This is a genomic window from Gordonia mangrovi (assembly GCF_024734075.1).
GTDB lineage: Bacteria > Actinomycetota > Actinomycetes > Mycobacteriales > Mycobacteriaceae > Gordonia > Gordonia mangrovi.
In genome coordinates this window covers 4,024,440-4,043,571 of record NZ_CP102850.1, presented here as the reverse complement: position 1 = coordinate 4,043,571, position 19,132 = coordinate 4,024,440, and the positions used below count along the sequence as shown (strand labels likewise).

Genomic DNA, 19,132 nt, shown 5'->3' with positions numbered 1-19,132 from the left:
TCGCACGCGAGGCCGGAACCATGCACGACGCCCCTAACCGACCGGTCCGGCCGGTCGCCGAAACGTGCCATCTGAGGTCCCACAATCCGACTACGCGCGCCCATGACAGGTTCAGCTACCCAAATCGTCAATTCAGTTTCATTCATTTGATCGATGGATTTGCTATGTCGAATCTCCGTAACGTGATCAGAAGTATCGGGCATCGCACGGCACTCATCTGTCCTGCACAGCCCACCGCCACCTACTGACGGAGATAACGACCTTGGCGCATCGGGGTAAGCATCGCCGACCCCCACAGTGGTCAGCGAGCCGATTCCGGAGTACGTCGACGCGTGCCACGGCGATCTCGGCTGTCGCCGGCGCCATCTGTATCGCGACGCTCGGCCCCCTCGGACCCGCGGCGGCGGGCGCCACAGCCGTCGTTGATGACCTGATCGACGATGGCGTCGTCTACGACGCGACCGACGACCAGAACGGCCTCGACTTCTTCGACGACGTTCCCGGAAACGCGATCATTGTCGTGACGCCGGGAACCGATGACGCCACTCTCTTCCCCCGGATCTATCCGCTGATGGGCAGCCGGACGACCCTGGTGGTGAACTATCCCGAATCCTTCGGGCCCATCATCGCCGGCAAGTCCGGACAGTTGCCCTTCCTCGCCCCGCTGTACGACGACTCGAAAACGGTCGCCATCGACCGCAACCTCGAGGTGATGCGGGCATTCGACGCGGCCGCTTCGGGCGGTCCTCCCCTTGTCGTGTACACCGGGTATTCACAGGGCGCTGATGCGGTCGGGAACGCCGCCGAGATCGCCCACCAGGAAGGCTACCTCGATCCTTCGCAGACCCGCGTCGTTCTGGTCTCGGATCCGCGGAGCCCCTGGGGAATCAAACCGTGGCTGGCAGACATGCCGATCCTGCCTCAGGTCGCGACCGTTATCGGTATCGAGTCCGACGGCGCCCGCGACCCCGGGGCAACCGGGGACACCCCCGTGACCTCGGTGATCATCGTCGGCGACCCGGTCGCGAACTTCCAATGGGTCTGGTGCCGCCCCGTGTCGTCGTTGATCGTCGATGCTGCAGGCTTTCTCACCATCCACACCGGCAATGGCCCCAGCACCTACGCCGACATCGACAATTACGATGCGCCAACGATCTACCACAGTGTCGACGGCGACACGCGATACGAGGTGTACGACGTCGGACACCCGCTCGCGGTGGCCACCCAGTGGGTGTACGACGAACTGGGCATCTCCTACACCGACGACGACATCGAGAACTGGAATCGGCAGGCCGAGATCTTCTACCCGCTGCAACGACCCGAGGTCGGCAATGCGAGCGTCCCGGTCGTCGAAGAGCCGCCCGCGCCACCCTCCCCGTCGTACCGCGTGACGATGTCCGCGGCGGCGGCAACCGGCGCTGCGGCGCCGGCGGTGGACGACGCCGACAACCTCGACCCCACACCGACAACACGCACCGCACCGAAAACCGGCAGCGACCCGACAACCACGACACCCGAGCCGACGGGCGGCGCACCGGCCGAGTCCACTCCGGGTGGTCCGACCGCACCGACCCCCACCGAGGAAGTGGAGCGCGAGCCGGCCCCGAACTCTGGTACGGACGATTCCGCACCAACCGCCGACAGCCAATCGGTCGACCCGACGTCCGAGGCGGGCTCCACCACCGCCCCCTCTGGCGAGGCAACGAAGCCGGCGGCCGAGTCGGAGTCCGGTGGCCAGGCCGAGTCCGGTGGCGAGGCCGAGTCCGGTGGCGCCATCACCTCCGACACCTCAGACGACGCGGGGCCGTCGTCCGACGAGGACACAGGTGAGACCACCTCGTCCGAGGGTGACGCCGGCGCGTCCGGACAGTCCGGCAGCTGACCTTCGGCTCCGGCACGGCCGACCCGCCACGGAGCCGGGCTGCGGTTGGCTGATCAGCCGAGCGTGATCTTCCCGTCAGCGACACTGACCGGCCGCGACGCCAGCGGTTCGGTGGCCGGCCCCTCGATGACACTGCCGTCGGAGGCGGAGAACTTGCTGTTGTGGCAGGGGCAGATGATCTCGTTGTCGGTGACATCGCTGACCGTGCAGCCCTTGTGGGTGCACACCGCCGAGAACGCCTTGTACTCGCCATCCGCAGGGTGGGTGACGACGGTCTTCACCAGATCCATCACCACACCTCCGCCGACGGCGATCGACGCCGCGTCGGGCAGAACCCCACCATCGCCGGACGATTCGGCGGCCGAGGCCGTCGTGGAGGACTCGCTGCTGTCGTCGGAGCCGCACGCCGCGAGTGCGGCCGCGCCGGCGACAGCAGCCGCCGCACCTCCGAGCACCTTGCGTCGTCCGATACCGGTGGGGATGTTGGCGTTGCTCATGTTTCTCCCGGGCTGTGGATGGGCTCGCATGATCTGCGTTCATCGTGCCAAAGGTCGGGGCTCCGCACACCCGGAGCAACGGATTCCCCAGCGCGTCGCCGCCCGGCAGGTACGACGACCGAACCGACGAAGTCGGCCGTCTCGGCCATCTGGGTCGACGCGTGGGCATAGGCTCGCGGCGTGACCGATGCACACGTCCCGCGCTCACCGGGTGACCTGGCGGAGGCCCTCGAATCGACCGGCTACCTCGCCGATAGCGGGCTGGCCATGGCCGCCTTCCTCGCACTGCGGATGGGCCGCCCGCTGTTCTGCGAGGGCGAACCCGGAACCGGCAAGACCTCCCTCGCGGTGGGCCTGGCCCAGGCACTCGAATTGCCACTGATCCGGCTGCAATGCCACGAGGGCATCGATGCCTCACAAGCGCTCTACGACTGGGACTTTCCCCGGCAGCTGCTGCACCTGCGCACACTCGAGGCGGCAAGCGCAGGCTCCCTCGATGCCGAAGCTGCCGAGAGTTCTCTCTACACCGAACGATTCCTGCTCGCCCGGCCATTGCTGCGCGCCCTCACCGAGGCGCCCTGCGTGCTGCTGGTCGACGAGATCGACCGCGCCGACGACGAATTCGAGGCCTTCCTGCTGGAACTGCTGGATGAGAACGCGGTCACGATCGCTGAGCTCGGACACATCCGGGCCACCACACCGCCCCTGACGATCCTGACCTCCAACCGCACCCGCGAGGTACACGACGCCCTCAAGCGGCGCTGCCTCTACCACTGGCTCGAGCACCCCGCGCTGGACCGCGAGATCGCCATTCTGCACCGCCGCATCCCGGGTATCGGTGGCGACCTCGCCGCACAGGTGGCCCACGCCATCCACGCACTTCGGCGCCTGGAATTGCTCAAACCGCCGGGTGTCGCCGAGACCCTGGACTGGGCGCGCGCGCTGCGCGAACTCGATCGTGACGTGCTCGATGCCGAGATCGCCGCGGCGACGCTGGGCGCGGTGCTGAAGTACCGCGAAGACCTCGACCGTGTCACCCGCGAGGGCCTGGACCGGCTGGTGACGTGAGCGACGAGTTGGTGGGCCTCGCCGGATTCGCACGCAGCCTGACCCATGCGGGGCTGCCGGTCGCGACCGACTCCGTCGACGCGTTCGTCCGCGCTTTGCGCGAGATCGACCTCGGCGACGTCGACCAGGTGTATTGGGCGGGCCGGTCGACGTTGTGTCGCGACCCGGACGATCACCCGCGCTACGACCTGGCCTTCGACGCCTGGTTCGGGGGCCGGATGCCGCGCGCGGCCCGTCGTCCCGCGCAGCCGAAACCGAGCCGGATCGCGGCGCTGCGTACCTCCGGCGAGCAGACCACGACCGGGCCGGGCCCACAGCTGGCGGTGGCCGCCGACGACACCGAGGTGTTGCGCCACCGCGACATCGCGTCGCTCTCGGCCGCCGAGCGCGCACACCTGGCCGAACTGATCGCTGCGCTGACACCGCGACCACCCAGCCGTGCCGCACTGCGCCGAGCCCCGTCGCGACGAGGTCGGGTCGATCCGCGCCGCACCGTGCGCGAGATGCTCGCCGCCGGTGGCGAACCGGTGCGCCCGAGCCATCACCGGCCGGCGACCCGCCCCCGCCGGGTGGTGCTGCTCATCGATGTCTCCGGTTCGATGAGCCCATACGCCGATGCACTCCTGCGGTTCGCGCATGTGGTGACGCGCGCCGATCCGAGCGGGACCGAGGTGTTCTCGCTCGGGACCCGGCTGACCCGACTGTCGCGGGCCCTGCGCGCCCGCGATGCGGAACTGGCGCTCGCCGCAGCCGGGCGGGCCGTGCCGGATTGGGCCGGCGGCACCAGACTCGGTGAGACGCTGCAGGCGTTTCTCGACCGGTGGGGGCGGCGCGGTCTGGCCCGCGGAGCGGTGGTGGTGATCTTCTCCGACGGCTGGGAACGCGGCGACCCGACGCTGCTCGGAACGCAGATGGCCCACTTGCATCGCCTCGCCCACGCCGTGATCTGGGTGAACCCGCACGCCGGCGCGGAAGGCTACCGCCCGGTGCAGGGCGGGATCGCCGCAGCCCTCCCCCACGTGGACCGGCTGCTCGCCGGCCATTCGCTGGCCACCCTGCAGCAGCTGCTCCAGACCGTGTCCGAGGCCTGACAATCCACGCCGGCCGGCCCGGCGAATCCGATTTGTCACAAACGTATTCCAGCGTTTCGCATGTCTGGCGAGCGCTCGTGGAGCACAGTGATTCGGGAGTGCCCGCCAAGCACCCAGCCCACCGATTGGCGATCGCAATTGGAGACCATATGCGAATCACAGTCACTGTCGACGGAACCAACTACAGCGACGACGTCGAGCCCCGCACCCTGCTCGTCCATCACCTACGGGAACGACTCGGCAAGGTCGGCACCGTCGTCGGATGCGACACGAGCAACTGCGGCGCCTGCACGGTGCTCCTGAACGGCCACAGCGTGAAGTCCTGTTCGGTGCTCGCCGTCCAGGCCGACGGCGCCGATATCACCACCGTGGAAGGTCTCGCCAGAGATGGCACTTTACATCCGGTTCAGGAGGCGTTCCGCGACAATCACGGCCTGCAGTGCGGATACTGCACCCCCGGCATGATCATGTCGACCATCGACCTGCTCGGCGACGATCCCCGTCCCGACGAGCATGCCGTGCGCGAAGGCCTCGAGGGCAACCTCTGCCGGTGCACCGGCTATCAGAACATCGTCGCGGCCGTACTCGACGCGGCCGACCGGATGCAAGGTGCGGGAGGCACGCAATGACCGCAACCGTCGAACCGAGCGCCGCCGCCGAACACGAGGTCGGCCGGGCCCGGGTCCGCAAGGAAGACGAACACCTCGTCACCGGGCGCACCCGGTGGACCGACAACTTCGTGTTGCCGGGCATGCTGCACGCCGCGATGCTGCGCAGCCCGATGGCACATGCGCGGATCGCGAGCATCAACGTCGACCAAGCCCGCCAGATGCCGGGCGTCGTCGCCGTGTACACCGGCGCCGACCTCGCCGAGGAGCAGGGCAGCCTGCCCAACGCATGGCAGATCACCGAGGACATGAAGGCCCCGTCCGCACCATCGCTGGCGGTGGACGCGGTCCGTTTCGCGGGCGAGGCCGTCGCGATGGTGATCGCCCGCACCGCCGCCGAGGCGCATGACGCCACCGAGGCGATCGACGTCGACTACGAGGACCTGCCCGTCGTCCTGGACCTGGCCGCCGCGGCCGCCGACGGTGCAGACCTGGTGCATACCGACCTGGGCACCAACGTCAGCGCGGTGTGGAAGTTCGACTCCGCGGAGGCCGGGACCGGCAGCGATGTCGAAAACGCCATCCGGGATGCGGAGGTGCTCGTCGAACGCACCTTCCGGCAGCAACGGCTGATCCCCGCGTTCATGGAACCCCGCTCGGTGGTCGTCGATCCCACCGCATCGCAGATCACCATGTGGTCGGCCACGCAGGTGCCACACATCCTCAAGCTGATGCTGGCGATGACCCTCGGTATCCCCGAACACAAACTCCGGGTCATCGCCCCCGACGTCGGCGGCGGCTTCGGCGGCAAACTGCAGGTCTGCCCCGAGGAGCTGCTCACCCTGCTCGCCGCCCGACGGCTGGGAAAGCCGGTGAAGTACACCGAATCCCGCAGCGAGTCGATGCAGGCCGCCCACCATGGCCGCGATCAGATCCAGAAGCTCACGCTGGCGGCCCGCCGCGACGGCACGGTCACCGGGCTCAAGGTCGAACTGCTCGCGGACATGGGCGCCTATCTGCGGTTGGTGACATCGGGGGTGCCGATTCTCGGCGCGTTCATGTACAACTCCATCTACAAGTTCCCCGCCTATCACTTCGCGTGTACCAACGTCTTCACCAACAAGGTGCCCACCGACGCCTACCGCGGCGCCGGACGACCCGAGGCGACCTTCGCGATCGAACGGATCATGGACGAACTCGCCACCGAGCTCGAGATGGATCCCCTGGAACTGCGCGAGAAGAACTGGATCAAGCACGAGGAGTTCCCGTTCGACACCGTCTGCGGCTTGACCTACGACTCCGGTGACTACGAGGCGGCCACGGCCAGGGCCACCGAACTGTTCGACTACGAAGGGCTGCGGCGCGAACAGGCCGCACGCCGCGAACGCGGCGACACCGTGCAACTCGGCATCGGCGTCTCGACCTTCACCGAGATGTGCGGACTCGCCCCGTCGCGCGCCCTCGGCGCCCTGGCCTACGGCGCCGGCGGCTGGGAGCACGCGGCAGTCCGAATGCTGCCCACGGGGAAGGTCGAGGTGGTCACCGGAAGCTCGGCGCACGGCCAGGGCCACGAGACGGCCTGGAGTCAGATCGTCGCCGACCGCCTCGGCGTCGCGTTCGAAGACGTCGAAGTGCTCCACGGCGACACCCAGTCTTCGCCGCGCGGCCTGGACACCTACGGTTCACGGTCACTCGCCGTGGGCGGCATGGCGGTGGTCATGGCAGCCGACAAAGTCATCGACAAGGCACGCCCGATCGCGGCCCATCTGCTGGAGGCGGCCGAGGATGACCTCGAGTTCACCGACGGCAGGTTCGCGGTGACGGGGACGGAGAAGGCCGTCGGCATCGCCGACGTCGCGCTCGCGGTGTTCGCGGCGCACGATCTACCCGACGGGGTCGAACCGAACCTCGACTCCGAGGCGACCTACGACCCGGAGAACTTCTCCTTCCCGCACGGCACCCACCTGTGTGCGGTCGACGTGGACACCGAGACCGGATTCGTGAAGATCCACAAATACGTGTGTGTCGACGACGTCGGCCACGTGGTCAATCCGCTGATCGTGGAAGGGCAGGTGCACGGCGGCCTTGCCCAGGGCATCGCGCAGGCGCTGTACGAGGACGCCATCTACGACGAGGCCGGCACGCTGCTCACCGGCTCGTTCGCGGAATATCTCGTCCCGGGCAGCCCCGATCTGCCGACGTTCATCACCGACCGCACCGAGACACCGGCAACCGGAAACGCGCTCGGCGTCAAGGGCGTCGGCGAGGCCGGCACCATCGCTTCCACCCCTGCGGTGGTCAACTCCGTCCTCGACGCGCTGCGCCACCTCGGCGTCCGGGAGGTCGAGATGCCGTGCAGTCCGATGCGGGTGTGGAAAGCCATCCAGGCAGCCCAGTCCTCGTCCACACACGGAGGTGCCCAGTGATTCCATCCGAATTCGACTACGTCGCCCCGACCACCCTCGATGAGGCGGTGTCCGCACTGTCCGACGCCGGCGAGGACGCCAAGGTGATCGCGGGTGGGCAGAGTCTGATGCCGGTCCTGCGGCTCCGGCTCAATTCGCCGAGCACGATCATCGACCTCGGCCGGATCGAGGAACTCCGCGGGGTCCGCGAGGACGGCGACGCGATCGTCGTCGGCGCGATGACCACCCATCACGATGTGATGACCGACGACCTCGTGGGCCGGCATGCCGCGCTGCTCGCCGAGGCGACCACGACGGTGGCCGACCCGCAGATCCGCCACCGCGGGACCTTCGGCGGTTCGCTCGCCCACGCCGATCCGGCGGGCGACCTGGGTGCGGTGGCGGTTGCGCTGGACGCCGAGCTGATCGTCGCCGGACCCAACGGGCGACGCACCATCGACGCGGCCGACTTCTTCACCGATTTCTTCACCACCGCACTCGAACCCGACGAGATCCTGGTCGCCGTGCGCATCCCCAAGCACACCGACTGGACGGCGCACTACGAGAAGTTCCATCGGGTGGCGCAGAGTTGGTCGATGGTGGCCGTGGCGGCAACCGTCGCCGTCGACGGCGGCACGATCGGCAAAGCCGCGGTCGCCCTGACCAACATGGGTGCGGTGCCGGTACGAGCGCGCGCCGTGGAGGAGGCGCTGGTCGGACAGTCGGCCGATATCGATGTGATCCGCGCGGCGGCCGAGCACGCCGCAGAGGGCACCGACCCGATGAGCGACGCGAACGCCGACGCCGAATACCGCACCCACCTGGCGAAAGTGCTCACGCGCCGGGCCGTGGTGACCGCGGCGGGAGTCTGACCATGGAACTGCAGCACACATTTTCGGTTGATGCCCCGATGGCCGACGTCTGGCAGGCGCTGACCAACCCGGAACGAGTGGCGGGCTGTATGCCCGGGGCCACCCTGACCGAGGTCGACGGCGACACCTTCACCGGGCAGATCAAGGTCAAGATCGGTCCGGTCGCCCTGGTGTACAAGGGCGTCGGCAAGTTCATCGAGAAAGATGAGGACGCACACCGAGCCGTCATCGAAGGCAACGCGAAGGAGTCCCGGGGTCAGGGCACCGCCAAGGCCACCGTCACGATGACGCTGTCCGAAGACGGCGCCACGACCACAGGAACGGTCGTGACCGACCTGGCGATCACCGGCAAGCCCGCCCAGTTCGGCCGCGGCATGCTCTCCGACGTCGGTGGCAAGATCATCGGCCAGTTCGCCTCCTGCCTGTCGAAGAAACTGGGCGAACCGGAACCCGCCGCGGAACCTGCGAAGACCGAGGCCACCGGCGCGGCACCGGCGGCCACCGCCCCCACGCAGCCGTCCGCGGCGCCCCCGGAGGAAGAAGCCGAGGCGCTCGATCTCATGCAGTATGCCGGGGGGTCGGTGGCCAAACGCGTCGCGCCGATCGTGGGCGCGGTGCTCCTGGGTGCGATCGTGTTCCTGCTGGTGCGCCGATTGCGGAGCTGATTCGGACGCGGCGTCGGCGGCTGCGTGTGACGGCGATCGGCCGGGCGCGAACTGTCCGGCAGACTGGTAACCTCCGTGGCGAAACTGCGCCCTGACCAGCAGTTGAGCGGGGGAATGTCGTGACCGTGTCGGTCTGCCGAACCATCTGTCGAACACTGGCGAGCGTGCTTGCCGTCGTGGCGATCGGTGTGCCGGCCGTCCCGGCGGGAGCCGGTCCGTCGGCACCGGCGGGTGCCGGTCCCGGGTCGGACACGCCTGCTGTCCTCGCGGCCGAGATCGTCGCCGAACCTCCCGTCGCCGTCGACGCCGGCACGACATACCGCCTCCGGTACAGCTCCACCTCGGTGCGCGGCGCTCCCACAGAGATGACCGGGACCCTGGTGCTGCCCGCCGGACGGGCGCCGGCCGGCGGTTGGCCGTTGGCGGTGTGGAATCACATGACCGTCGGCGCCGCCGATCGGTGCGCACCGTCCACCGCGACGCCGACCCATCCGGAGTTGTCGCGGATGACATCCGGCGACCGACTGATCACGCACCTACTCCACGGCGGGTTCGCGGTGGTACGGCCCGATTTCGAGGGAATTGGCGGGCCCGGCGCCCACCCGTATCTCATCGGGGACTCGCTGGCGCGGTCGGCGATCGACGCCGCGGTGGCGGTCGCCCGATACGACGCGCGGATCGGCCGGGACGTCGTCGTCGCCGGCCATTCCGAAGGGTCGGTCGCCGCGCTGGCCGCCGGCGCCCAGAGCGCAGATCAGTGGCACGGCATGCGACTACGTGCCGTGGCTGCCCTCGCTCCGCCGACGCAGGTGGCCACCATCCTCGACGCACTGTCCGGGGTCCCGGTGGCCGGACCGGCGATCAACGAGTTGGTCGGTCTCGCGGCTCTGCTGGGCAGCGGTGCAGCCGCAGCGGACCCGGATTTCGACGACCTGTTGCGCGGCGGCGGCCTGAGTCGACCCGCCGCCGCGCTGTTGGGACACATCGAGGACCGCTGCTATGCCGAGCTCACCGAACCCGACTCGTTCGGCGGGCTCGCCCCGGCGGAGTTCTTCGGTCCTCGCGGCGCCGAGATGAAGGCGCAACTGGTGCAGATCCTGGAACACAATGACGTGGCGAACGTGCGCATCCCCGAAGCGGTTCCGGTGCGTCTGGACGCGGGGTGGGTCGACACCGTGGCCGCCCAGCCGTTGGTGTCGCGGTTGGCCGACACCTACCGTCGGCACGGCATGTCGGTGACTTACGCCGACCACCCGGTCGGCCATGCGGGTGTCGCCACCGAGCCGGCGGCGGCGAGCGAGATCGCCCGTTGGCTCATCGCACAGATGTGACTCCGCGCCGGCCGCGCGCCCGGAGGACCCACCGACCGCGCGTGGTGTACTCATGCCATGACGACGACGTTGCCCGCTCCCGTGACCCTGGCCCCGTTGGCGATGGCGGACTCGAACGCTGCCGCACTCACTCTCGGCATCGCCGTCTACGCCGCAGCGATCCTGATCGGCCTCGGCGTCGGCGTCAACGCTCTCATCCAGGGGCGTCGGCGGCGGGCGGTGATCGCCTGGGCAGTCGTGGCGGTCCTCACCCTCGCCGGTGTGGTGATCGCGATCGCCAGCAGCATCGGTTAGGTCCCATCCCGGCCCGGGGAGGCGAACGCCGTGCGCAACGCCGCCGTCTGCATCCGGAAGAACTCTCTGGAGACGGGCGCCTTCGTCTGCATCAGGTCGAACGCGTGGTAGGCGCCGGGGATCACCTCCAGATCGCAGTCGACCCCCGACTCGCGTAGCTGCTTCGCGTACGCCACGTCCTCGTCGTGGAAGAGGTCCAGGTCGCCCACCCCGATCCACGCCGGCGCGAGGCCGGCCAGATCCTCGCGACGTGCGGGCGCGACGATCTCCGGCGCGGCCCCACCCAGGTATGAACTCCAGCCGAACCGGTTGGAGCTGCTGTTCCACATCCGCAATCGGCTCTCCATTGGCGACGGCCCATCGGCTGCGGTGCGGTCGTCGAGCATCGGATACGCGAGCAGTTGCAGGACCGGGGCGGTCTCGCCGCGTTCCTTCACCCGAAGCGCCAGCTGGGCCGCCAGCCCACCGCCTGCGCTCGCCCCACCGATCGCCACCCGCATCGGGTCCACACCGTCGAGGTCGCGCGCGAGGGCGAGAGCTTCATGGCAGTCGTCGAGGGCGGCGGGAAACGGATGTTCCGGCGCAAGTCGGTAATCCACCGACACGACGACCGCGCCGAGTTCCGCAGCGAAGCGCTGACACAGCTGGTCGTCCTGCGCGGCCTCGCCGAGGACAAATCCGCCGCCATGGATCCACACCAGCGCAGGCGCGTCGGCAGAGGCACCGGCCGGTCCGAAGATGCGCACCGATGCCCCGGACGGGAGCGTCCGGACGTCGACACCCCGAGCGCGCTGCACACGGGTGAGCCCTGCCTGCAGGACCCGGACGATCCGCAGGCTTCGGGGGCCGGCCAGTCCGTGCGGCAGCAGACGCGCCGCACGCGCCAGGTCGGGATGGTAATCACGGTGCGCTGTGGTCATCGCCGTCTCACCTTTCACTGCGATTGGTTGGATCCAGGTATAACGCGGCAGAATCTCGCCCGATGAACATCGACGAGATCGGCAGAAAACGCTTCGCCCTCCCTGCGGTTCTGTTGGTCCTCTTCACCACCGGGTGGGGGGCCAATCATTTCGCGTCGATGATCCCGGTCCTCAAGGCCGACGAGGGACTGTCGTCGACGGTTCTCACCGGTGCGTTCGGCATCTACGCGCTCGGACTGCTGCCGGGCCTGTTCGGCGGCGGGACCCTGTCGGACCGGACCGGCCGACGACCGGTGGTGCTGACCGGCGCGGTCCTCGCCGGGATCGGCAACCTGATGATGGTCGTCTGGCACGACCAGGCCGGTGTGCTCATCGGCCGCCTGGTCGTCGGCCTCGGCGCCGGACTCACGATCGGCGCGGGCACCGCCTGGGCCGCCGACCTGCGCGGACGGTCCGGGGCGACGCTCGCCGGCGCCGTCCTGACCACCGGATTCGCCCTGGGCCCGGTCATCACCGGTCTGCTCGCCGAGTTCGTTCCCCATCGACTGGAGATGCCGTTCGCGGTGTCCGGGATCGCGTCGATCGGCGTTGCCGCGGCCGCGGTCGTCCTCACGCCTGCATCGCCGCCGCCATCCCCGCGCGGCGCCGCCGCCGACGACCCGGGCCACCGCTCGGTGCGCGCCGCGCTGTCGTGGTCGGTGCCGATGGCCCTGTGGGTGTTCTCGTCGGTGACCGTGGCGGTGGTCGTGATGGCCGAACGCATCGCCGACCGCTACGACGGTGCGTGGGTGCCTGGTCTGGCGGCTGCGCTGAGTCTGGGGTCCGGGGTGATCGTGCAGTTCGCGGTGCGCCGGCTGCACAGCGGCCCCTTCGCCGGCGTGGCGGGCGCCGGCCTGGCCGCAGCGGGGTTTCTGCTGGCGGCCGCCGGAGGGGCGCATCCGAGCATGGCGGTGTTCGTGATCACCGCCATCGTGCTCGGTCTCGCCTACGGTCTGTGTCTGCGCGACGGACTGATGGACGTCGAGACGATGACACCGGCCGACCATCGCGGCCGGGTGACCGGAATGTTCTATGTGGCCTGTTACCTGGGATTCGGCTTGCCGGTCCTGCTCACCAGCATCCGGCCGTCGGTCGGTGTCGTCGCACCGCTGCTCGTCCTGGCTCTCGCCGCCGCAGCCGCCTCCCTGTCCCGAGCGGTACGTCTGCGCCACGCCTGACGTCAGGCCGGCAGAAAGACTCGTCCACGGACGACGGCCCCTACGGTCCGCGTCGCCACGGTCGCCCAGGCCGCCACCAGCACGACGTAGAGCACGGCTCCCAGACCGCGAATCGGGGCGCTGTCCACCGCGACACCCAATGCGCACATGCCCGTCACACAGGTACCGACGGGGAAGGTGAAGCTCCACCACGTGAGGGCGAACGGCAGGCCGCGCCGCGCGGTTCGCACGGTGACCGCCGTGGCAAGCGCGAACATCGCAACCCCGAAACCACCCATCACCAGGCCGTAGACGATGCCGAAGATGGTGAGGCCGCCGGCAATCGGGGCGCGTTCGCCGAGGAAGACCAGATGCGACTCGGCCGCCAGCAGGTTGGCCGCGGTGATCGATTGTCCGACCATCCCGAGCGTGATCCAGATCGTGGGCGCCAACCGGGACTCCGGCACCCCACCGTGGATCAATCGCGCATAGATCACCGTCATCGTCATCAATCCGAGCAGGAGGCTCATCCCGAACAGCGCATAGCAGCCCGCCAGCAACGCCAGTCGCGGTTGCCCCGCCGGTAGGTGGGCCACCAGCGCGGCACCTGTGGATGCCGACACCATCGGCGGCACGACCGGCATCAGCCAGGCGGGTAGAGCCGCGTTCTCCGATTGCCGTGCAGCGGTCATCATCGCGAACGGCACCCAGATCGCGGTGACCACCCCGATCGTGGTGCCCGATACCCAGAGCACTGCGCTGGTCGCCAATGCGACCGTCTCGCCCAGCATCGGCTCCCCGATGTGCAGGGTGCCGGCACCCACCGTGAGCAGCGCCATGGGCACCGCGCCGTAGAACTGCGACATCACGGGGTCGGCGGCATAGCGGCGGGCCGTGGCGCTGTGTCTGCGCCAGTGCACCACGAAGGCCGCGCCGATCCCGATGAGCAACAGCGCTGCCAGCAGCCAGATCGCGGTCGCGAATGCGGTGATCAGCGGGGACTGTACCGGCAGCACCATCGCTGCGTTCGCCACGATGCCGGTGCCCATCACGGCGGCGAACCAGTTCGGGGTCAGGTGCTCGAACACCTGACGCGGATGGTCGAGATCGGCGAGAAGGCGACGACGGGCACCGGCGGTTCCCTCAAGCGTGGCGGTCATGCCTCCACTGTCGAGCAGCCGCGGCGCCTACGGGAGAGGTCGCGATCTTGTGTGGTCACAACGACCGATTGTGACTGCCCACCGACCGCGGTTGTGCCGGAACCTGCGCACCGACGTCGGGCAACTCGACCGTTCGGCTCAGTCGACCGACATCTCCCCCAGCTCGGACCAACCGTCCTGATCGAGCGAGACGTTGATGATGTCCGGTGTGCGCTGCAGATACTTCGGCAGCTCGGTCGTCGCGACCTGGAAATGCGGGCTGGTCACATGCGCTTCGGCAGCGTCGTCATCGAAGGCCTCGGTGAGCACGTAGGTGTGCGGATCGTCGAGACTCCGCGCCCAGTCGAAGAACCGATTGCCCGGTTCGGCGCGGGTGGCCTCGGTGAAGTCCCGCACCAGATCGGGCCACTCGTCAGCGAATTCGGGCTTGATGGGCCACTTTGCCACGATGAATATCATGGCTCCACTCTAATGATCTTGAGCTCTTCAGCGGGCTCCCCGGCGTCTCAATCAGAGAACCTGCGCATCTGACAACCGGCGTTGCCCCAAAGCCTTGTCGGTCGCATCGCATACCCGGCATAGTGTGGTGGAGACAACACGTGTCGAGTCGGAGGTACTACATGCGCGAGATCACCAAGTTCTACATCGACGGTTCATGGACCGAACCGGCCGAACTCAACCTCATCGACGTGATCAACCCGGCCACCGAGAAGGCCGCTGGACACGTCGCATTGGGCACCGCGGCCGACGTCGACAAGGCCGTCGACGCCGCCCGCAAGGCGTTCGTCACCTGGAGCCAGACGTCCGTCGACGAACGGGTGAGCATCCTCAACGCCGTGGTCGCCGAGTACCAGAAGCGGATGCCCGATCTCGCGGCGGCGGTCACCGAGGAGATGGGTGCACCGAACGGGCTGGCCAACAACGTCCAGGTCCCGATCGGACTCGCCCACCTGATGACCGCAGCGGCCCAGCTACCCACCTTCAGCTTCAGCGAGGATCGCGGCAGCTCACGCATCGTCAAGGAGCCGATCGGTGTGTGCGGCTTCATCACTCCGTGGAACTGGCCGCTCAACCAGGTCATGTGCAAGGTGGCGCCGGCCCTGGCGACCGGGTGCACCATGGTGCTCAAGCCGTCGGAGGTCGCACCGTTCAGCGCGGCGATCGTCGCCGAGATCTTCGACACCGCCGGGGTTCCGGCAGGTGTGTTCAACCTCGTCAACGGCGACGGCCCGGGCGTCGGCACCGCGCTGGCCGCCCATCCGGGTATCGACATGGTGTCGTTCACCGGCAGCACCCGCGCCGGCATCGAGGTCGCCAAGAACGCCGCACCGACCGTCAAGCGCGTCGCACAGGAACTCGGCGGCAAGAGCCCGAACATCATCCTCGACGACGAGGACTTCGCGGCCAACGTGGCCGGCGGTGTCGCGGCGATGATGATGAACTCCGGCCAGTCGTGCAACGCACCCACGCGGATGCTGGTGCCCAAGACCCGGATGGCCGAGGCCGAGGAGTCTGCGAAGTCCGTCGAGGCCACCCTCACGGTTGGCGATCCGAGCGGCGACGTGCGGCTGGGACCGGTGGTGTCCGAGCCGCAGTTCACCAAGATCCAGGGGCTCATCGAACGTGGTGTCGACGAAGGCGCCAAGGTCGTGTTCGGCGGTCCGGGCCGTCCTGACGACCTGCCCACCGGCTACTACGTGCGCCCCACCGTGTTCTCGGATGTCACCAACGACATGGAGATCGCGCGCACCGAGATCTTCGGCCCGGTGCTCGTGATGATCGGCTACGACTCGCTCGACGACGCGATCGAGATCGCCAACGACACCGAGTACGGTCTGGCAGGCTACGTGTCCGGCAAGGACGTCGACGAGGTGCGCAAGGTCGGTTCCCGTATCCGCGCCGGGTCGATCTCACTCAACGGCGCGCAGCTCGATCCCGTCGCTCCGTTCGGCGGCTACAAGCAGAGCGGCAACGGCCGCGAGTGGGGCGACTACGCCTTCGACGAGTTCCTCGAGGTGAAGTCGCTGCTGGGCTACGACGCCTGACCACACCGCCCTAACCACCCCGCTTCTCCTCTCACAGCCGGGTGTTCACCCGACGACCGCTCTCGTGCACCCGACGAGGGCGGTCGTCGTGCATCTGTGGCCGAACCCACACTCAGCCGCGAAATCGCCCGTCTCACAGCGGTTTCACAGGTGATGCGACCGTGCGAAGCTGTAACGCGTCGATGCGCCCCGACGACACACGGGGCAGCACGGACGACCTCCGCAGCAGAGGCGTCGTGCGTCGGGGGAAGTCGTTGACGTCAGGAGTCGCATGCCCAACCAACCGCAGCAGCCGGATCAGACCGCGATCGCCGATGGTTGGCAGGTGATCCCGGACGTCGCCGGCGCGACGCCCCGGCGCAGCGCGCGACGTCGCATCGCAGGTCTCGCCACCGTGGTGGTGCTGAGTCTGGGACTGTTCGGCGTGGGTTCGCTGCTCTCCGGCGGCAACACGGCGTCGGCGATGGCCGGTCACCCCGAAGTACTGCGCGAGGGCTGCACCTGGGACTCGTCGGGCAACTATGTGCAGAACTGCAAGGTGTGGTCGGAGTCGCAGAACAAGTACGTGATCGTGCAGATCCGGGCTTCCAACGGCAGCGACCAGGGTGTCTACCTGCTCGACGGGATGCGCGCGCAGGAGGACCGCTCCGCGTGGACCAAAGACGTCCAGGCAGCCGAGGTCTACGACGGCAGCACCGACACCACCCTGGTGATGCCGGTCGGCGGGGCGTCGTCCTTCTACACCGACTGGGACGCCGGAGCCGGCGCCGACAACACCACCATCCAGCAAGAGACCTTCCTGACCGAGGAACTGCCGGACTATCTGGCCGAGAACTTCGGGGTCAGCAAGAACAACAACGCGATCGTCGGTCTGTCCATGTCCGGCGGTCCCGCGGTGACCCTGGCCGAGCGGCATCCCGACCAGTTCAAGGTGGTTCAGGCGATGTCGGGCTACTACCAGACCGACAACCCGATCGGCGCGCTCGGCGTGTTCGCCAGCCAGACGATCGTGTCGAACTACACCAACGGCATCGTCAACATGTGGGGTGAGCCGGGCAGCCAGCGCTGGACCGACAACGATCCGTCGAAGAACGTCAACAAGCTCAACGAGAACGGACAGGTGCTGATCATCTCGTCCGGCAACGGATTCCTCACCTCGAGCGAGATGGCCAAGCTCTCCCAAGAGGATCAGATCAGTGCCATGGCGCTCGAGATGCTCTCGGCGGTCTCGACCGTCCTGATGCAACTGCAGGCCGCACAGAGCGGCGCGTCGGTGATCTCATTGCCGAACTACGGCGGTCACACCTGGGAGAACTGGGGCCGAGGGCTCGCCGACGGCAAGGATCACGTCCTGGAGGCGCTGCGCAACAATCCTCCCGTCACGGAGAAGGTGCAGGTCGTCGACGCCTCCGGCACGCCGGACCCCGAGGGATCCACCAAGGCCACCCAGGCCGCACTCGTCGCGGCGAAGTCCACGCCGGTGCTCGACAGCGTCGAGCTCTCGGCCGACCCGAGTTCCTCCGCCGTATCGGCGGAATCGAGCACCCCGGTGGAATCGAAGCCCGGCGAATCGAGCACCCCCGCGGAATCGAGCTCGGCCACCGACTCGACGTCGGCGACCTCCGGAACATCCGGCGAGGTCCCGACCTCATCCACCGCCGACAGCCAGCCGAGCAGGTCGGTCGCGGCGTCGGAATCGCCCGCGGTTGCCGATACGGATGCGCCGACGACCTCGTCGAGTGTCCCCCCGGTCTCGATCCCGGCGCAGTCGTCGATCCCGACGACGACGCCGGTGCCCTGACCTGACGATTGCCGAGCGGTGCTCAGTTCGACGTGTGCGCACCCAGCCAGTCGACGACGTCGGAGATGACCTGATCGCGCTCGGGTTCGTTGAAGATCTCGTGATAGAGACCGTCGTAGATGGTGAGGGTCTTGTCCGGCGATCCCGCCAGGTCATCGACCATCTCACTGCCGGCCGGGTTGGTCAGTACATCGTCGCCGCCGTGCAGAACCAGTAGCGGCACCCGCAGCTGCGGCAGTCGACGCGGGAACGACTGCATCGTGGCCAGCATCGCCGCCCCGAGGTCGGCCGGGATCTTGCTGCGCGTGACCAGCGGATCGGCGTTGTAGTCGGCGACCACCTGCTCATCGCGCGAGATCGCGCTCGCATCGAGCGCCGCGGTCGGCAGTCCCGGTGCGACCCGCGCGAGCAGCGGCGCGAGCTTCATCGCGATCGGCGACATGTCGTCGCCCGGGACGACCGCCGCCCCCGACAGCACCAGCCCCGCCAACCGTTCCTGATGGCCGAGGGCGTAGTCGAGCGCGATACAACCTCCCATGCTGTGGCCGATCAGGAATGTCGGCCGATCGTCGAGGATCGTCTCGGTGATCACCCGGTCGAGATCGTCGGTGAAATCGGAGAATCGCCGCACCCGCAGTCGTTTGCCGCCTGAGCGACCGTGCCCGAGATGGTCGGGCACCACGGTTCGGAAGCCCGCACCCACCAGCCGCTCGACGACGTGGGCGTAGCGGCGACCGTGTTCGCCCAGACCGTGCGCGATGACCACCACCGCCCGCGGTTCGTCGACCGGGTCGACGATGTCGTAGGTGATCGTCTCGCCGTGCCCGCCCACGAAAGTGTTCTCGCTGCGCTGCATACGCTCTCCCTCAGTTCATCAATCCGAGCCGCGACGCGACTGTGCGTCCCGCCGATTCGATCGCACCGAGCGGACGCAACGCCGCCTCGCCGATGCCGACGAGCACCTCCACTCTGCTGACCACCTGTTCGAGTCGCTCGACGATGTCACCCATCGTGGCGATGGTGGTGTCCACCTGGTCGAGGGTTCCCGACAGCTTGGACAGGGTGGCGTCCATGGTGTCGATCGCGCCGTCGAGGCCGGTCATGGTCTTGTTCATGTCGACGAGTGTCTCCCCGACGTCGGCGAGTATGCCCTCGACCTGGTCGACGGTCATATCCGCGTTGAGCGCCGCCTGCGCGAGTTTCTTGAACCGCTGACGTTCCGGTCCGCGCGCGTCGGTTCCCCTGCTCCCGATATCCCGATTGCCCAGTCCTTTGTCGGCCATATCCTCAATTATTC

At 68.3% G+C, this 19,132-nt stretch carries 18 protein-coding genes; 12 read left to right on the top strand and 6 right to left on the bottom strand.

Going from position 1 to position 19,132, the window contains the following annotated elements:
- Positions 1–262 precede the first annotated feature (262 nt).
- Positions 263–1,882, top strand: coding sequence for a hypothetical protein (locus tag NWF22_RS18395; protein ID WP_160903124.1), 1,620 nt, complete (start codon positions 263–265; stop codon positions 1,880–1,882).
- Positions 1,883–1,935: 53 nt separating this feature from the next.
- Here NWF22_RS18395 and NWF22_RS18390 read toward each other — a convergent pair whose 3' ends face one another.
- Positions 1,936–2,379 (bottom strand): Rieske (2Fe-2S) protein, encoded by a 444-nt coding sequence (locus NWF22_RS18390; RefSeq protein WP_160903123.1) that lies wholly within the window; start codon positions 2,377–2,379, stop codon positions 1,936–1,938.
- Positions 2,380–2,559: 180 nt separating this feature from the next.
- On the opposite strand from NWF22_RS18390, the gene NWF22_RS18385 reads away from it, so the two are divergent.
- The 8 genes from NWF22_RS18385 to NWF22_RS18350 all read left to right on the top strand — a co-directional run bounded on the left by NWF22_RS18385 (position 2,560) and on the right by NWF22_RS18350 (position 10,713).
- On the top strand, positions 2,560–3,447 hold the full coding sequence (locus tag NWF22_RS18385; RefSeq protein WP_160903122.1) for an AAA family ATPase: 888 nt from the start codon (positions 2,560–2,562) through the stop codon (positions 3,445–3,447).
- Positions 3,444–4,538, top strand: a complete 1,095-nt coding sequence (locus tag NWF22_RS18380; RefSeq protein ID WP_160903121.1) for a vWA domain-containing protein — start codon at positions 3,444–3,446, stop codon at positions 4,536–4,538. The genes NWF22_RS18385 and NWF22_RS18380 overlap by 4 nt, the downstream gene beginning before the upstream one ends.
- Positions 4,539–4,687: 149 nt before the next feature.
- The gene (locus NWF22_RS18375) at positions 4,688–5,167 is read left to right on the top strand and encodes a (2Fe-2S)-binding protein (RefSeq protein WP_160903120.1); all 480 of its coding nucleotides are present in this window, start codon (positions 4,688–4,690) and stop codon (positions 5,165–5,167) included.
- On the top strand, positions 5,164–7,572 hold the full coding sequence (locus tag NWF22_RS18370) for a xanthine dehydrogenase family protein molybdopterin-binding subunit (RefSeq protein WP_160903119.1): 2,409 nt from the start codon (positions 5,164–5,166) through the stop codon (positions 7,570–7,572). The genes NWF22_RS18375 and NWF22_RS18370 overlap by 4 nt, the downstream gene beginning before the upstream one ends.
- Positions 7,569–8,423, top strand: coding sequence for an FAD binding domain-containing protein (locus NWF22_RS18365; protein ID WP_160903118.1), 855 nt, complete (start codon positions 7,569–7,571; stop codon positions 8,421–8,423). The genes NWF22_RS18370 and NWF22_RS18365 overlap by 4 nt, the downstream gene beginning before the upstream one ends.
- A 2-nt stretch (positions 8,424–8,425) precedes the next feature.
- Positions 8,426–9,088, top strand: a complete 663-nt coding sequence (locus NWF22_RS18360) for an SRPBCC family protein (protein WP_160903117.1) — start codon at positions 8,426–8,428, stop codon at positions 9,086–9,088.
- Positions 9,089–9,252: 164 nt separating this feature from the next.
- The gene (locus NWF22_RS18355) at positions 9,253–10,419 is read left to right on the top strand and encodes a lipase family protein (RefSeq protein WP_258321201.1); all 1,167 of its coding nucleotides are present in this window, start codon (positions 9,253–9,255) and stop codon (positions 10,417–10,419) included.
- Positions 10,420–10,476: 57 nt separating this feature from the next.
- Positions 10,477–10,713, top strand: coding sequence for a hypothetical protein (locus NWF22_RS18350; RefSeq protein WP_160903116.1), 237 nt, complete (start codon positions 10,477–10,479; stop codon positions 10,711–10,713).
- On the opposite strand, the gene NWF22_RS18345 is transcribed toward NWF22_RS18350, so the two are convergent.
- Positions 10,710–11,633: an alpha/beta hydrolase gene (locus tag NWF22_RS18345; RefSeq protein ID WP_160903115.1), complete on the bottom strand. Its 924-nt coding sequence runs from the start codon at positions 11,631–11,633 to the stop codon at positions 10,710–10,712. The genes NWF22_RS18350 and NWF22_RS18345 overlap by 4 nt on opposite strands.
- A gap of 62 nt (positions 11,634–11,695) precedes the next feature.
- On the opposite strand from NWF22_RS18345, the gene NWF22_RS18340 reads away from it, so the two are divergent.
- Positions 11,696–12,850 carry an MFS transporter gene (locus NWF22_RS18340; protein WP_202398767.1) on the top strand — a complete coding sequence of 385 codons (1,155 nt, stop codon included), beginning with the start codon at positions 11,696–11,698 and terminating at the stop codon, positions 12,848–12,850.
- A gap of 2 nt (positions 12,851–12,852) precedes the next feature.
- On the opposite strand, the gene NWF22_RS18335 is transcribed toward NWF22_RS18340, so the two are convergent.
- Positions 12,853–13,989 (bottom strand): TDT family transporter, encoded by a 1,137-nt coding sequence (locus NWF22_RS18335; RefSeq protein ID WP_160903114.1) that lies wholly within the window; start codon positions 13,987–13,989, stop codon positions 12,853–12,855.
- A gap of 138 nt (positions 13,990–14,127) precedes the next feature.
- Positions 14,128–14,448, bottom strand: a complete 321-nt coding sequence (locus NWF22_RS18330) for a putative quinol monooxygenase (RefSeq protein ID WP_160903113.1) — start codon at positions 14,446–14,448, stop codon at positions 14,128–14,130.
- A 161-nt stretch (positions 14,449–14,609) separates the two neighbouring features.
- Between NWF22_RS18330 and NWF22_RS18325 the strand changes: the two genes are divergently transcribed.
- Together NWF22_RS18325 and NWF22_RS18320 are read left to right on the top strand one after the other, a co-directional pair.
- The gene (locus tag NWF22_RS18325; protein WP_160903384.1) at positions 14,610–16,034 is read left to right on the top strand and encodes an aldehyde dehydrogenase family protein; all 1,425 of its coding nucleotides are present in this window, start codon (positions 14,610–14,612) and stop codon (positions 16,032–16,034) included.
- Positions 16,035–16,305: 271 nt separating this feature from the next.
- A complete protein-coding gene (locus NWF22_RS18320; protein ID WP_160903112.1) occupies positions 16,306–17,835 on the top strand; it encodes an alpha/beta hydrolase in 1,530 nt (509 codons plus the stop codon).
- A 22-nt stretch (positions 17,836–17,857) separates the two neighbouring features.
- Here the strand turns inward: NWF22_RS18320 and NWF22_RS18315 are convergent, their stop codons facing one another.
- Together NWF22_RS18315 and NWF22_RS18310 are read right to left on the bottom strand one after the other, a co-directional pair.
- A complete protein-coding gene (locus NWF22_RS18315; protein ID WP_160903111.1) occupies positions 17,858–18,691 on the bottom strand; it encodes an alpha/beta hydrolase in 834 nt (277 codons plus the stop codon).
- 10 nt (positions 18,692–18,701) lie between these two features.
- Complete coding sequence (locus NWF22_RS18310) at positions 18,702–19,118, bottom strand: hypothetical protein (protein WP_160903110.1); 417 nt, start codon at positions 19,116–19,118, stop codon at positions 18,702–18,704.
- Between the last annotated feature and the right edge of the window lie 14 nt (positions 19,119–19,132).

Coding starts and splice junctions, on each gene's coding strand:
- NWF22_RS18340 (WP_202398767.1), top strand. CDS start 11,696: ATGAACATCGACGAGATCGGCAGAAAACGCTTCGCCCTCCCTGCGGTT.
- NWF22_RS18390 (WP_160903123.1), bottom strand. CDS start 2,379: ATGAGCAACGCCAACATCCCCACCGGTATCGGACGACGCAAGGTGCTC.
- NWF22_RS18330 (WP_160903113.1), bottom strand. CDS start 14,448: ATGATATTCATCGTGGCAAAGTGGCCCATCAAGCCCGAATTCGCTGAC.
- NWF22_RS18325 (WP_160903384.1), top strand. CDS start 14,610: ATGCGCGAGATCACCAAGTTCTACATCGACGGTTCATGGACCGAACCG.
- NWF22_RS18370 (WP_160903119.1), top strand. CDS start 5,164: ATGACCGCAACCGTCGAACCGAGCGCCGCCGCCGAACACGAGGTCGGC.
- NWF22_RS18345 (WP_160903115.1), bottom strand. CDS start 11,633: ATGACCACAGCGCACCGTGATTACCATCCCGACCTGGCGCGTGCGGCG.
- NWF22_RS18315 (WP_160903111.1), bottom strand. CDS start 18,691: ATGCAGCGCAGCGAGAACACTTTCGTGGGCGGGCACGGCGAGACGATC.
- NWF22_RS18320 (WP_160903112.1), top strand. CDS start 16,306: ATGCCCAACCAACCGCAGCAGCCGGATCAGACCGCGATCGCCGATGGT.
- NWF22_RS18375 (WP_160903120.1), top strand. CDS start 4,688: ATGCGAATCACAGTCACTGTCGACGGAACCAACTACAGCGACGACGTC.
- NWF22_RS18360 (WP_160903117.1), top strand. CDS start 8,426: ATGGAACTGCAGCACACATTTTCGGTTGATGCCCCGATGGCCGACGTC.
- NWF22_RS18350 (WP_160903116.1), top strand. CDS start 10,477: ATGACGACGACGTTGCCCGCTCCCGTGACCCTGGCCCCGTTGGCGATG.
- NWF22_RS18310 (WP_160903110.1), bottom strand. CDS start 19,118: ATGGCCGACAAAGGACTGGGCAATCGGGATATCGGGAGCAGGGGAACC.
- NWF22_RS18335 (WP_160903114.1), bottom strand. CDS start 13,989: ATGACCGCCACGCTTGAGGGAACCGCCGGTGCCCGTCGTCGCCTTCTC.